This window comes from Actinosynnema sp. NPDC023658, assembly GCF_040639995.1.
In the GTDB taxonomy this organism is placed as follows: domain Bacteria; phylum Actinomycetota; class Actinomycetes; order Mycobacteriales; family Pseudonocardiaceae; genus Actinosynnema.
The window spans coordinates 1-13,723 of the sequence record NZ_JBFAAX010000024.1 but is presented as its reverse complement, the minus strand read 5'-3'; the positions used below and the strand labels follow the sequence as shown (position 1 = coordinate 13,723).

Annotated in this window: 12 protein-coding genes and 1 pseudogene; 7 read left to right on the top strand and 6 right to left on the bottom strand. The window is 71.1% G+C overall.

Features of this window, described 5'->3' with window-relative positions; all coding sequences use genetic code 11:
- The first annotated feature begins 7 nt into the window (after nucleotides 1–7).
- The 3 genes from AB0G02_RS05425 to AB0G02_RS05415 all read left to right on the top strand — a co-directional run bounded on the left by AB0G02_RS05425 (nucleotide 8) and on the right by AB0G02_RS05415 (nucleotide 2,046).
- A complete protein-coding gene (locus AB0G02_RS05425) occupies nucleotides 8–823 on the top strand; it encodes an ABC transporter ATP-binding protein (protein WP_360789730.1) in 816 nt (271 codons plus the stop codon).
- A 9-nt stretch (nucleotides 824–832) separates the two neighbouring features.
- A complete protein-coding gene (locus AB0G02_RS05420; protein ID WP_360789793.1) occupies nucleotides 833–1,729 on the top strand; it encodes a glycosyltransferase family 2 protein in 897 nt (298 codons plus the stop codon).
- A 104-nt stretch (nucleotides 1,730–1,833) separates the two neighbouring features.
- Nucleotides 1,834–2,046 (top strand): hypothetical protein, encoded by a 213-nt coding sequence (locus AB0G02_RS05415; RefSeq protein WP_360789727.1) that lies wholly within the window; start codon nucleotides 1,834–1,836, stop codon nucleotides 2,044–2,046.
- A 52-nt stretch (nucleotides 2,047–2,098) separates the two neighbouring features.
- On the opposite strand, the gene AB0G02_RS05410 is transcribed toward AB0G02_RS05415, so the two are convergent.
- The 5 genes from AB0G02_RS05410 to AB0G02_RS05390 all read right to left on the bottom strand — a co-directional run bounded on the left by AB0G02_RS05410 (nucleotide 2,099) and on the right by AB0G02_RS05390 (nucleotide 9,978).
- On the bottom strand, nucleotides 2,099–3,955 hold the full coding sequence (locus AB0G02_RS05410) for a glycosyltransferase (RefSeq protein WP_360789724.1): 1,857 nt from the start codon (nucleotides 3,953–3,955) through the stop codon (nucleotides 2,099–2,101).
- 84 nt (nucleotides 3,956–4,039) lie between these two features.
- Complete coding sequence (locus tag AB0G02_RS05405) at nucleotides 4,040–5,911, bottom strand: glycosyltransferase (protein ID WP_360789721.1); 1,872 nt, start codon at nucleotides 5,909–5,911, stop codon at nucleotides 4,040–4,042.
- A 7-nt stretch (nucleotides 5,912–5,918) separates the two neighbouring features.
- Nucleotides 5,919–7,154, bottom strand: coding sequence for a UDP-galactopyranose mutase (gene glf / locus AB0G02_RS05400; protein WP_360789718.1), 1,236 nt, complete (start codon nucleotides 7,152–7,154; stop codon nucleotides 5,919–5,921).
- Between the two features lie 34 nt (nucleotides 7,155–7,188).
- Nucleotides 7,189–9,132: a DUF6541 family protein gene (locus AB0G02_RS05395; RefSeq protein ID WP_360789715.1), complete on the bottom strand. Its 1,944-nt coding sequence runs from the start codon at nucleotides 9,130–9,132 to the stop codon at nucleotides 7,189–7,191.
- 75 nt (nucleotides 9,133–9,207) lie between these two features.
- On the bottom strand, nucleotides 9,208–9,978 hold the full coding sequence (locus AB0G02_RS05390) for a glycosyltransferase family A protein (protein ID WP_360789712.1): 771 nt from the start codon (nucleotides 9,976–9,978) through the stop codon (nucleotides 9,208–9,210).
- A gap of 100 nt (nucleotides 9,979–10,078) precedes the next feature.
- Between AB0G02_RS05390 and AB0G02_RS05385 the strand changes: the two genes are divergently transcribed.
- From AB0G02_RS05385 to AB0G02_RS05370, 4 genes are read left to right on the top strand one after another with little or no spacing between them, the layout of a single operon-like run.
- The gene (locus AB0G02_RS05385) at nucleotides 10,079–11,323 is read left to right on the top strand and encodes a hypothetical protein (protein WP_360789709.1); all 1,245 of its coding nucleotides are present in this window, start codon (nucleotides 10,079–10,081) and stop codon (nucleotides 11,321–11,323) included.
- 10 nt (nucleotides 11,324–11,333) lie between these two features.
- The gene (locus tag AB0G02_RS05380; protein ID WP_360789707.1) at nucleotides 11,334–12,473 is read left to right on the top strand and encodes a glycosyltransferase; all 1,140 of its coding nucleotides are present in this window, start codon (nucleotides 11,334–11,336) and stop codon (nucleotides 12,471–12,473) included.
- 46 nt (nucleotides 12,474–12,519) lie between these two features.
- Nucleotides 12,520–13,209: a glycosyltransferase family 2 protein gene (locus AB0G02_RS05375; RefSeq protein ID WP_360789704.1), complete on the top strand. Its 690-nt coding sequence runs from the start codon at nucleotides 12,520–12,522 to the stop codon at nucleotides 13,207–13,209.
- 1 nt (nucleotide 13,210) lies between these two features.
- Nucleotides 13,211–13,645 (top strand): DUF2304 domain-containing protein, encoded by a 435-nt coding sequence (locus tag AB0G02_RS05370; RefSeq protein ID WP_360789701.1) that lies wholly within the window; start codon nucleotides 13,211–13,213, stop codon nucleotides 13,643–13,645.
- On the opposite strand, the pseudogene rph reads toward AB0G02_RS05370, so the two are convergent.
- Nucleotides 13,589–13,723, bottom strand: a pseudogene (gene rph / locus AB0G02_RS05365) (ribonuclease PH); the annotation flags it as partial. The gene AB0G02_RS05370 and the pseudogene rph sit on opposite strands and share 57 nt — an antisense overlap.

Genomic DNA, 13,723 nt, shown 5'->3' with positions numbered 1-13,723 from the left:
ACACATCATGGTCAGCATCGACGTCTGGAACGCCTCGGTCGACTTCCCGATCTTCGACGCCAAGTCGAGGTCGCTGAAGAAGCTCGCGCTCGGCAAGGTCGGCGGGAAGATCGGCTCCGAGGGCCGCGTGCCGATAATCGAGGCACTGCACGACATCAACCTCTCGCTGCGGCACGGTGACCGGGTCGGCCTCGTGGGCCACAACGGCGCCGGCAAGTCCACGCTGCTGCGGCTGCTCGCGGGCATCTACGAGCCCACGCGGGGCAGTTCGCGCATCGTGGGCAAGGTCGCACCCGTGTTCGACCTCGGGGTCGGCATGGACCCGGAGATCTCCGGGTACGAGAACATCATGATCCGCGGTCTGTTCCTCGGCATGAGCCGCAAGGAGATGGAGAAGCGGGTCGACGACATCACCGAGTTCACCGAGCTCGGTGACTACCTCCAGATGCCGCTGCGCACCTACTCGACGGGTATGCGGGTGCGGCTGGCGCTGGGCGTGGTCACGTCGATCGACCCGGAGATCCTGATCCTCGACGAGGGCATCGGCGCGGTCGACGCGGCGTTCATGGCCAAGGCGCGGGACCGGCTGAACGGACTGGTCAAGCGATCGGGCATCCTGGTGTTCGCGAACCACTCCGACGACTTCCTCGCGGAGTTCTGCAACTCCGCGATCTGGATGGACGAAGGCCAGGTCAAGATGCAGGGCTCGCTGCGCAAGGTGCTCACCGCCTACAAGGGGCGTGACCCGTTCGAGCACCTGACCGACGAGGCGCTGGAGCGGCTCGGGCAACCCGAAGTGCTGAGCGGGAACGGTGGCGAGTAGGTGAGCGTGGTGGGCGCACTGCCGCAGGGCTCCGTCGTCGGGGTCGTCGTGACCCGGCACCGGCGCGAGCTGCTGGCGGACTCGTTGAAGGTCCTGGCGTCGCAGACGCGCCCACTCGACCACCTGGTGGTGGTGGACAACGGGCCCGACCAGCCGGTGGACGACCTGGTCGCCCAGTGCCCGATCCCGACCACCTACCTCGCCTCGCACCGCAACCTCGGCGGCGCGGGCGGCTTCGCCCTGGGGATGCTGCACGCCCTGTCGCTGGGCGCGGACTGGCTGTGGCTGGCCGACGACGACGGCCGGCCGGCCGACGAGACGGTGCTGGGCGTGCTGCTGGAGGAGGCGCAGCGGCGCGGGCTGGCGGCGATCTCGCCGGTGGTGGCGAACATCGAGCGGCCGGAGAAGCTCGCCTTCCCGCTGCGGCGCGGCCTGACGTGGAAGCGGAACGCGGCCGAGCTGGGCGTCGACTTCCTGCCCGGCATCGCGTCGCTGTTCAACGGCGCGCTGTTCAAGGCGTCCACGGTGGACGTCGTCGGCGTGCCGGACTACCGGCTGTTCTTCCGCGGCGACGAGGTGGAGATCCACCGCAGGCTGGTGCGCACCGGGCTGCCGTTCGGCACGTCGCTGAAGGCGACCTACCTGCACCCGGACGGCTCGGACGAGTTCAAGCCGATGCTCGGCGGGCGGTTCCACGCGCAGGACCCGGAGAACGCGATCAAGCGGTACTACACCTACCGCAACCGCGGGTACCTGCTCTCGCAGCCGGGGATGCGCAAGCTGGGGCTGCTGGAGGCGTTCCGGTTCGGGCTGTACTTCATCGGGGTGCGGCGCGACCCGAAGGCGTTCGTCGAGTGGGTCAAGCTGGTGCGGCAGGGGCAGCGGGAGCGCTTCTTCCGCAAGTGACCGGGTCGGGCGGCCCGGTCCCGCCGCGTCGTTCAGCTTGACGCGGAATCGCTGCCGGCGAACCTCCGTTGCCTGGTCAGGCCGCTGCTGATGGGCTGTGCGGCATGACTGCTGAAGCGCGTAAGACAGCCCTCGTCCTGCACCTCGCCGCGAACCCGAACCCGATCTCCATCCGGGTCACCCCGGAGACCGCCGCCGACCTCGGACCACGCCTGGTCCAGATCGTGCGCAACGGCCACACCCAGGCCGTCGAGACCGTCGACGGCAAGGAGTTCGTGGTCAACTTCAGCCACGTCGTGGCCGCGCACCTCGCCTAGCCGGTCGGGACGCCCCGACCGGCCTGGCCCGGCAGCTCAGCGGCTCAGCGGCTCAGCGGTTCTCGAAGACCTTGCGCCACTGCTCGGCGGAGGTGAGGTCGGGCAGGGCGTCGCGGTACTGCCTGCGCAGCCGCGGCCACTCCTTGCCCAGCCGGCGGTAGTTGCGCACGGCCCTCGCCATCAGGGTGCGGAACTGGTCGGGGTCGCGCTTGTAGAACGCGACGCCGGTGCCGTCGGCCGTGGACACGGTGGCGCTGTCCAGGTTGCCCAGCAGGAACCAGCGGGCGTTCAGGGCGGGCACGTTCAGCTGCGGCCGGTCGCCGGCGGACGGCTGCGGCGGGCGCAGGTTGTGCAGCACGGACTTCGCCGCGCGCACCGCGATCGTCGCCTTGCTCCTCGACGGCTGGAGCAGCGCCTCCGCCCGCACCATGTCGAACGTGGGCGGCGGGAACTCGCGGGCCGACTCCAGGCGCCGGGCGTCGCTGAACTCCTCGCGCATCGCGCGCACCATCGGCAACGCGGTGCGCAGCGAGTCGAACAGGCCGGCCGGGCCGTCCAGGAAGTCCTCGATCGCCTTCTGCTGCAACGCCACCGTCGAGTACTCCATCGACAGCAGGTGCCGCAGCGACAGCTTCAACCCGTGCTTCACGATGCCGCGCTGCACGTCGTACGGGCTGTGCAGCGCGGCCAGGACCAGCCGGTTGCGGGTGTGGAAGTAGGCCTGCCAGTCGGTCGAGTCGTTCTTGTCCGTCCACGGCATGTGCCACACCGCCGAACCCGGCAGCGACACCGTCGGGTAGCCGTGCTCCAGCGCGCGCAGCGAGTACTCGGCGTCGTCCCACTTGATGAACAGCGGCAGCGGGTAGCCGGTGCGCTCCACGACCTCGCGCGGGAACAGGCACATCCACCAGCCGTTGTAGGTGGCGTCGACCCGGGGGTGCAGCTCGGGCGTCTCGCGCAGCGACGACGTGCCGAAGTCGTGGTCGGTCACCGCGCCCGGCGCGGCCCGCCAGAAGCACGTGCCCAGGTCCACGATCTCCGCGGTGCTGTGGATCCTGGTCCGGGCCTGGAGGTTGAGCATGTGGCTGCCGACGATGACCGGTGACGCCGCCGCCCGCGCGAACGCGTTGGACCGCAGCACCGCCTCCGGCTCCAGCCGGATGTCGTCGTCCATGAGCATGACCTGGTCGGCGTCGGTGTGCTCGATCGCCTCGAACATGCCCCGGGTGAAGCCGCCCGAGCCGCCCAGGTTGTCCTGCTCGACGACCTCCAGCCGGTCACCGAGGCCGGCCTGCGCCTGCGCGAACCCCGGCACGGTCCGCACCTTCACCGCGCCCTGGTCCGCGACGAACACCTTGCTCACCACGTCCAGCACGGCCGGGTCGCTGCCCAGCGCGCGCAGCGCCTCCACCGCGTCGTGCGGGCGCATGGTGGTGATGCTGACCGCGACCTTCCGCGCGGGCAGCGGCGAGCGCACGGCCCACTCGGCGTCCTGGATCTCCAGCGGCGACTCGTGGGTGAACGCGTCGAACCAGATGAACCCGCCGTCCTCGAACGGCCGCAGCGAGACCGGGAACTCCAGCGACGTCCACTCCGCCGCGTCCCGGACGAACTCGCCCTCCAGGTGCACGACGTCGCCGCTGGGCTTGGACCGGTACACGTCGACGCGGCCGGAGCCGCGCACGCGCATCCGCAGCACGACCTCGTCGACGACCGTCCACCGCTTCCAGTAGCTGGCCGGGAACGCGTTGAAGTAGGTCGCGAACGACACCTTGGCGTGCTCGGGCACGGTCAGGCCGCGCCGGGAGTCCACCTGGCAGTGCACGTTCTGCGGCTCGTCGAGGTACATCGGCCGCACGTCGAGCGGGTCGTCGTCCCTCGGCAGGATGATCCGGTGCACTGCGTCCACGAGAAGTCCCTACGGTGAGAAGCGCGTGAGAAAGACGTGGGAACGGCAACGGGGCGGCCGCTCAGGGCCGCCCCGCCGCTCCGGTCACAGGTCGTACAACCGCCGCCAGTTCTCGCGGCTGGTCAGCTCGTCCATCGCCTCGCGGTACGCGCGCTGCATCTCCGGCGCCCGCTGGTACAGCTCCTTGAGCAGCTTCGTGCCCTGCTTGCCGAGCCGGATGGCCAGCTCGCGGTCGCGGCGGCGCACCCGCACGCCCTCCTGGGACGCGTCGGTGACCACCGCGGTGTTGAACAGCGACACGTGCCACCAGGCCGAGTCGCCCGCGGCGACCGCGCCGACGTCGTGCACGCTGCGGCCGAGCAGCTGGTTGACCACGCGCTTGGCCAGCACCGGCGCGAACAGCCGGGGCGCGGGCGGCGCGGTGATCAGCGGCAGGTCACCGGAGGAGATGCCGGGCACCTCCGAGGCGGGGTGCTTGATCGTCTCGGGGTACTCGGCGCGCAGCTTGCGGATCTCCGCCGCGGCCTGGACACCGCCGTCGCGCAGCACCTCGGGGCCCTTGAGGAAGTCCTCGATGGCCTTGAGCTGGGTGGCCGCCAGGCCGTACTGCATGCCGACCAGGTACGTGGCGAGCTGGCCCGCCATGGACCGGCAGATCCGCTTCGGGTCGAACTGGCTGTGCAGCGCCGAGGTGACCAGGGCGTTGCGCAGGTTGAAGTACCGGTGCCAGTCGTCCCAGTCCTTCCAGTGGAAGTCGGCGTGCCACACGCCCGCGCCGGGCAGCGTGACCGTGGCGAACCCGTGGGCCCGCGCGCGGTAGCCGTACTCGATGTCGTCCCACTGGAAGAACAGCGGCAGCGGGTAGCCGATCGCCTTGACGATCTCCGACGGGATCAGGCACGACCACCAGCCGTTGTAGCCCGCGTCGACCCGGCGGTCCTGCACGTTGCGCTTGCCGGTCTCCTCGTCGTACCCGGTGAGGTCGGCGTCGTGCAGGGCGCCCTCGACGACCTGGCCGGGGGCCAGCGTGTCGAGGTTGGCGTACTCCGCGCCCACGTGCAGGTGGTTCGGGTGCAGCAGGTACAGCATCTGGCCGCCGACGATGACCGGCTGCGCGGTGCGGTTGGCGAACGCCGTCGTGCGGACCACGATCTCCGGCTCGCACAGCACGTCGTCGTCCATGAAGAGGACGTTGGCGTGCTCGGCGTGGTCGACCTCCATGACCTCGTAGAGGCCGCGGGTGAAGCCGCCGGCGCCGCCGAGGTTGGGCTGGCGGATGTAGCGCAGCTTGTCGCCCAGCGCGGCGGAGACCTCCGCGAAGCGCTCCCGCGACTCGACCGGGTCGCTGCCCTGGTCCACCACGTACACCGCGTCGACCAGGCCCAGCGGCTCGGAGTCCGACGCGAGGGACGCCATCGTGTTGAGGCAGTCCTCGACCCGGTTGAACGTGCAGATCACGATCGCGGTCGGCCGGACGTCCTTCGGCGGCGCGACGGTCCACCGGGCGTGCTCGACGACCAGCTCGTGCTCACCGGTGACGACGTCGAACCACAGCGCGCCGCCGTCGGTGAACTTGTCGATCTTCGCCGTCATGGTGACGACCTGCGCCTTCGCGCCCGAGACCTGCTCGGCGACGATGGTGCGGGTCTCGCCCTCGGCGTCCGAGGCGACGATGGAGACGGTGCCGGAACCGGTGAGGGTGAGGCTCAGCTCCACCTCGGGGCTGACGCACCACCGCTGCCAGTAGGTCGCCGGGAACCGGCCGAAGTAGGTGTTCAGGGACACCGTGGCGTGCGGGTGCACGACCAGGCGGTGCCGCTCGCGGTCGGCGATGCCCTGGGAGATCTCGGCGTAGAGGTCCTCCGAGACGATCTGCGACGGCCCGGCGAAGAGGCCGCGCTGCGCCAGCAGTTTCTCCGGTGCCCCGTGCTCGACGAGGGTGGAGTTGCCCGACATAACCGAATCAGTCCTCCAGCGAACCGTCCAGCGCCCGACCGGAGGCCAGGTGCGGGGCGATCTTGTTGTCGAACACGCTCAGCGCCGAACCGATCGCCATGTGCATGTCCAGGTACTTGTAGGTGCCCAGTCGACCACCGAAGACGACGTTACGCTCGGCGGCTTCGGCGCGCGCGAGTTCCCGGTAGCGCTCCAGCTTCGCGCGGTCCTCGGCGGTGTTGATCGGGTAGTACGGCTCGTCGTCCTTCTCGGCCGCCCGGGAGAACTCGCGCACGATGACCGTCTTGTCCGACGGGTACTCGCGCTCCGGGTGGAAGTGCCGGAACTCGTGGATGCGGGTGTACGGCACCTCGGCGTCGTTGTAGTTCATCACCGGCGTGCCCTGGAAGTCGCCCACCGGCAGGACTTCCTGCTCGAAGTCCAGCGTGCGCCAGCCCAGCCAGCCCTCGCTGTAGTCGAAGTAGCGGTCCAGCGGCCCGGTGTAGACGACGGGCGTGCCGGCCGGGATCTCGTCGCGGACGTCGAAGAAGTCGGTGTCCAGCCGCACCTCGATGTTCGGGTGGTCGGCCATCTTCTCCAGCCACGCGGTGTACCCGTCGACGGGCAGGCCCTCGTAGGTGTCGTTGAAGTAGCGGTTGTCGAAGGTGTAGCGCACCGGCAGGCGGCTGATGACCGCCGCGGGCAGCTCCTTCGGGTCGGTCTGCCACTGCTTCGCGGTGTAGTCGCGCACGAACGCCTCGTACAGCGGGCGGCCGATGAGCGAGATCGCCTTCTCCTCCAGGTTCTTCGCGTCCTTGGAGTCGATCTCGGCGGCGTGCTCCGCGACCCACGCGCGGGCCTCTTCCGGGCTCAGGTAGCGGCCGACGAACTGCGAGATGAGGCCCAGGCCCATGGGGAACTGGTAGGCCTGGCCGGCGTGCATGGCGAACACCCGGTGCTGGTAGCCGGTGAACTCGGTGAACTGGTTGACGTAGTCCCACACCCGCTTGTTGGAGGTGTGGAACAGGTGCGCGCCGTACCGGTGCACCTCGATGCCCGTCTCGGGCTCGGGCTCGGAGTAGGCGTTGCCACCGATGTGCGCACGGCGTTCCAACACGAGCACGCGCTTGTCGAGCTGGGAGGCGGTGCGTTCGGCGACCGTCAGGCCGAAGAACCCGGAACCGACGACGATCAGGTCAAATCCAGCGAAGCTCACAGCAGTCGAGGGTACGGCAGACACGGGACGCGGCCGGCTACACCCCATGGGGTGAAGACAGGGCACCCGGAGGTCGATACGCTCATCGGCCGGCCGCTGCCGCGGCGCCGTCGACCACGTTCTCCTGCCCTTCGATTTCGTAGACCACCGAATCGGAGTTGCGGAACACCTCGGTGAACCCCGGCGTGCGGTCGAGGCCGACGAAGCCGTCCGCGATGCGGTTGTCCTTGCGCACGAAACCGCGTCCGACCAGCACGTACCGGACCTTCAGCTCGTTCAGGTCGGCGCGCACCTCGGGGTCGGTGCCGAGGTCGTTGAGGTGCTCGACGAGGTAGTGGCTGGGCGTGCCCTCGGGGGTGCCGTAGAACGTCCACTCGACCGGTTCGACCTCGGCCACGGCGTAGAGCCAGCCGCTGCCGTCGAACACGTCGTTCATCACCCGCTCGCCCGGCTCGACGTGCTCGGACAGCCACCGGTAGGCGGCCAGCTCGCCGTCGCTGACGGTCGGGCCGTTCTGGTAGTTGACCGCCAGGCGCTTGCTGTTGCGCCCGATGTACGCGCCGCTGACCAGGCCGATGAGCAGGAAGAGCACCAGGCTGGCGGCGACCGGCGCCCAGGGCGTGCGGCCGAGGGCGGGCACCCGGTCGCGGTAGCGGTCGACCACCCACGTGCCGAACGCGACCACGGCCACGCCGAACGCGATGGCGCCCGGCAGCGGCAGCATCACCGCGAGCCGCCAGTGGTCGTTGTAGAAGTAGCCGGTCAGGCGCTGGATGATCGGGGACTCCAGCGACACGGTCACCGCGTACAGGCCGCCGAACGCGAGCCACACGCCGACCATCCACACCATGATCCGCCGCCTGGCCATGACGACGATGCCGAACAGCGCGGGCAGGCCGATCCACCACTGCGGGAAGTCGACCACGCCGGAGAAGGTGAGCATCTGCCCGAACGCGCCGGCGGGCGTCGCCTCCGAGGGCCACACCATCGCGGCCACGCCGGTGGCCGAGCCCAGGGACGGCAGGATCAGCGGCGCGGCGCCGACCGCGCCCAGCACGGCCACCGCGAGCAGCGTCGGCCACGCCCGCTTCCAGTCGATCGGCACGAGCCGCAGCAGGCAGCACAGGAAGATCACGCCGAGCAGGCCGGCGAGGATGAACGCCAGGCTGGGCTGCAGGCCGACCAGGGCCGCCGTCGACACCGCCAGGGCGACCGGCCCGGTGATGCCGCGCGGCCGGATCAGGTACGTGACCAGCGCGAGGACGGCCGGCAGCAGGGCGATGCCCGCGACGTAGGGCCACAGCGGGCCGCGCCACAACGAGTCGTAGGGGAACGGCGAGAACCAGGTGGACACGGCGGCGGCGGGCGCGACGACGCGCGCGGGCAGCTTCCAGGCCAGGCCCATGGCGGCGATGCCGACCGGCCACACCAGCACGGTGCTCAGCGCGCCGGAGTTGAGCAGTTGCGGCAGGGTGATGCCGAACTGGTCGAGCAGCAGGGCGAGCAGCTGGTGGTAGGTGGCCGGGTAGAAGTAGTGGGCGTTCTCCGCCTGGTTGCCGATGGCGCCCGCGCTGGAGACGAGGGACGTGTGGTGCTCGGCCAGCCAGCGCACGAGGTTGCCGTGGTGCGGTGCGTCCCAGTCCTGGGCGAGGCGGTTGAGGCTGCTGATGCCGCGCAGGAACGTGACCGCGCCCACCGCGAGGCCGATGGCGACGCCCGCGCCGACCACCAGGTGACCCCGGCGCGACACGCGCGGCTCGTCGTCCTCGACGCGGGCGGGCCACCGCCGCTGGACCAGCGTCGTCACGGCGAACAGCACGACCGACGCGACCAGCGCCCACGCGCCGAACGTCGGCAGCGTCCAGGAGAACCCGAGCTTGCCCAGCAGCAGGCCGCCGGTCGCGACCAGGCCGTAGGTCAGCGCCGGAGCCGCGGCGGCCAGCGTCCAGCCCCGCAGCCGCAGGGCCGCGCCGAACACCAGTCCAGGAACCCACAGCAGCAACAGCACCAGCAGTGCAGCACTCATCGCGTCAGCAACCCGATCACTCGGAGGAGGAGCGGGTCCCCGGTCCCGCTGCGACGCAGAGTACCCGCGCGCCCCTCACCAGCGGCGGTGGGCCACTTGCACGCCCAGCCACGCCGCGTGCCGGGCGGCGACGCCGAGGCCGCTCACGCCGATCCGCTCGCCCAGCGCCTGCTTGGACCGCCGCAGCAGCTTCGTGTGGCCGCCCATGAGCGCGCCGCGGCTGTACTGGCCGGGGTGCACGCGGTAGCCGACCAGCTCCTCGGGCAGCACGTCGCCGTCGGCGCGGGCCATGACCCGCAGCCACAGGTCGTAGTCCTCCAGCCGCACCAGGCGGGGGTCGAAGCCGCCGACCTGCGCGGCCAGCTCCTTGCGGACGACGATCGTGGAGGTGATGAGGCAGTTGTAGAGGAGCATGGTGCGCGCGACCTCGGGCCCGATGGCCGAGTGCATCTCGCCCACGACCTGCCCGGACGGGTCGATCTGCCGGGCCCACGCGCCGACCAGGCCGAGGCCGGGGCGCTGGTTGAGCACGGCGACCTGGTGCGCGAGGCGCTGTGGCAGGCACAGGTCGTCGGCGTCGAGGAACGCCACCAGGTCGTGCTTGGCCGCGTCCAGCCCGATGTTGCGGCCGACGGCGGGCCCGCTGCGCGGCGCGGGCGTCAGGTGCACCTGCACCCGGTCGTCGGGCAGGGTGCGGGCGACGGCCCGGTTCTGCTCGCACTCGCCGTCCAGGACCAGCACGACCTCCCAGTCCTCGTGCGTCTGCTCGGCGACCGAGCGCAGCGTCTCGGGGAGGAAGTCCGCCCGGGGCGCGCACGGGATCACCACGGAGACCGGCGATGGCATGGGGTTCTCCTGCCGCGAGGGGACATCGGCCGAAGCCGTACAGTAAGGCCCGCTTCGGCAGCTCTGAGCACCTGGCACCCCCCCCAAGAAGAGGACACCCGTGACGGCGGCGAACAGATCACGGCTCGACGGTCTGCGCGCATTGGCCGGTACGGCGGTGCGCCAGTCGGCGGTCACGATCGACCAACTGGTCTTCAGCGCGATCACCTTCGCCGTGCAGCTGATCGCCGCGCCGGTGTCGACCGACGCCGAGTACGGGGTGTTCTCGCTGGTCGCGATCGTGCAGATCGGCCAGTGGTACCTCGGTCGGGCGGTCGCGGCGGAACCGCTGCTGGTGTCCAAGGCGGTGGCGAACGGCGACGCGCGCGGGGTGCGCGGCGCGGCGGCGACGTCGTTGCTGCTGGGCGTGGCGGTCGGCGTGGTGTGCCTGGTCGTGGGGCTGCTGATGAGCGGTCCGGCCCGGACGCTGCTGCTGATCCAGGCGCTGGCCTCGCCCTTCACCGCGGTGCTCGACCACGGCCGGTACGTCTCCTACGCGCGGCAGCGGCCGTTCCGGGCGCTGGTGCTGGACGGCTCGTGGCTGGTGCTGTTCCTGGCCGCGGTCGGCGTGACGGTGCTCACCGGCGAACTGGACGCGACGTCCACCTACTTGCTGTGGGCGTTGAGCGCGGTGCCGGTGGCGGCCGTCGGCGCCTGGCTGACCGGCGGCCCGTTCGCGGTCGACGCCGTGCGCGGCTGGCTGCGCGACCGGCGGTCGCTGCTGCCGGGGTTCCTCATCGACGCCGTCTACCTGACCGCGGGCACCTGGGCGACGTTCGGCGTGACCGCGTGGCTCGTCGGCCTGGACGGCCTCGGGGTGCTGCGCAAGGCGCTGGTCCCGGTGACGGCGCTCACCGTGCTGTTCATCGGCATCAGCAACGCCCTGCTGGCGCACCTGGCGGGTCGGTCGGCGCGCGAGGTCGTGCGGGCGCCGATGCTGGTCTCCGGGCTGGCGGCGGTGGTCAGCCTGGTCTTCGCGGGCCTGACCCTCCTCGCGCCCGCCGACCTGCTCACGGCCGCCCTCGGCACGCCGTGGGAGGGCCTGCGACCGGTCGTGCTGGTGCTGCTGGCGTACGCGTTCCTGCTGGCCACCGCCCAGACCGCGCTGGTGGCGGGCAAGGCGAGCGGGCGGGCGTGGCTGGGGCCGCGGGTGCGCACCGTGCAGTTCATCACCGAGATCGCGCTCGTGGCGACCCTCGGCCTGCTGCTGGGCGTGATCGGGGTCGCGCTCGGCATGGCCGTGGCCTGGTTGACGGCCGCCGCGCTGGCCTGGGGCGGCCTCCTCGGACATCGGACAGGAGCCTAGATTCGTGGCCGTGCATTTGGTCGACATGCCGGTCTACTACCCGCCGCACAAGGGCGGGGTGGAGGCGTACGCGCACGAACTGCACCGACGCATGCTGGAGGCGGACCCGGACCTGCGGATCACCGTGTTCACGTCGGCGGTCGGCGCGGAGCCGGGCGTGGAGCGGCTCGGCGAGCGGTGGACGGTCGTGCGCTGGCCCGGCCGGGAGGTGATCTCCCACTACCCCGTGCCGTACCCCGGCTTCACCCGCAAGCTGCGCGAGCTGTGCGGCCCGGACACCGTGCTCATGACGCACACCCGGTTCTACTGGCCGCACCTGTGGGCGTCGCTGTTCGCCAAGCGGGCCGGGCTGCGCAGGCTGCACGTCGAGCACGGGTCGAGCCCGGTGCAGAGCGGCGGCTGGTTCGTCCGGTTCGTCGCCGCCACGGTCGACCTGCTCACCAGCCAGCCCGTGCTGCGCTGGGCGGACGGCGTGGTGGCGGTGTCGCAGTCGGCCGCCCGGTTCGTCAGCGACCTGGCCAAGCGCGACGCGAAGGTGCTGTACCGGGGCATCGAGCTGCCGGAGGGCGTGGTCGCGCGCCCGCCGGACGACGACGGCCCGGTGGCCTGCTACGTCGGCCGGCTCATCAACGGCAAGGGCGTGGCCGACCTGCTCACCGCGACCGCGACCCTGCACCGGCGGGGCGTGCCGATGAAGCTGCGGCTGTGCGGCGACGGCCCGGCCGCGGCGGACCTGCGGGCCTCGGTGGCGCGGCTCGGGCTGGAGCCGCACGTGGAGTTCCTCGGTGAGGTCGACCACGACACGGCGCTGCGCGAGATGTCCGCGGCGACGCTGTTCGTCAACCCGAGCTGGACCGAGGGCCTGCCGACGACGGTGCTGGAGGCGGCGGCCATCGGCTGCACGATCGTGGCCACCGACGTGGGCGGCACGGCCGAGATCGTGGACAACGGCGTGACCGGCTGGCTCGTGCCCGCGCGCGACCCCGGGGCGCTGGCCGACGCCTTGGAGACGGCCGTCACCGACCCCGGCCGGGAGGCCCGGGCGGCGAAGCTCGGGGAGATCACCCGCGAGCGCTTCTCGTGGCAGAAGACGATCACCGAGTTCGCCTCCATGCTGGTCGACGACAGCCGGGACCGGCCCGCGCGCTAGCCTGTTCGGCAACACCCACATCCGACTCACTCGCCGGGAGGCCGCCGTGGCGGACCAGTCTGACGTATGGCTGGTCGTGCCCGTCTACAACGAAGCACAGGTGATCGCGGACGTGGTGCGCAACGCGCTCCGGACGTTCCCGAACATCGTGTGCGTCGACGACGGTAGCCGGGACGGCTCAGCGGACGCGATCCGCGGCACGGGCGCTCACCTGGTGCAGCACCCGGTCAACCTCGGCCAGGGCGCGGCGATCCAGACGGGTGTCGAGTACGCCCGCGAGCAGCCGGGGGCCGAGTACTTCGTGACCTTCGACGCCGACGGCCAGCACCAGGTCGCGGACGTGGTGCGGATGCTGGAGCGGCTGCGCGCCGAGCCGGTCGACATCATCGTCGGCACCCGGTTCCGGGGTGACGCCTCGCACATCCCGCTGATCAAGCGCGTGGTGCTGCGCACGGTGGTGGCGGTCAGCCCGCGGCTGCGGAAGCTGAAGCTGTCCGACGCCCACAACGGGCTGCGGGTGTTCAACAAGAAGGTGGCGGACGAGCTCCGCATCACGCTGAACGGCATGGGTCACGCGTCGCAGATCGTCGACATGATCTCGCAGCGCGGCTGGCGGGTGACCGAGGAGCAGGTCGAGATCCTGTACACGGAGTACTCGATGTCCAAGGGCCAGTCGCTCATCAACGGCGTGAACATCCTGTTCGACTCGGCTCTCAAGACGGGGTCCAGGCGCTGACATGCTGATCCAGTTCCTGCTCATCGCCGCGGTCATCGTGCTGCTGGTGTTCTTCCTGAAGAACCACGGCACGACCAAGACCGCGGCCGGCGTCAAGATCGGCTTCCTGCTGTTTCTGGTGCTGGCGGTCGTCGCCGTCATCAGGCCGGTGGAGGTGTCGAAGGTCGCGGAGCTGGTCGGCGTCGGCCGCGGCACCGACCTGCTGCTGTACGCCCTGGTGGTGGCGTTCGGCTTCCAGACGATCAACACCTACCTGCGGTTCAAGGAGCTGGAGCTGCGCTACGCGCGCCTGGCCCGTGCCATCGCGCTGCGCAACGCCGAGGCCCCCGAGCACCGGGACGCCGAGGCCGTCGAGCACCCGGTCGACGTCGTCGCGCGCGCCGACGAGCCGGTCGCCGTCGTGGAGCGCACCGAGGACCCGGCGCACACCGCCTGACATGCCGCGGTCGCTGCGGGTGTGCGTGGCCGACGGCAGCATCGCGTACTCGGCGGTCACCCAGCCGAGTCCCGAGCC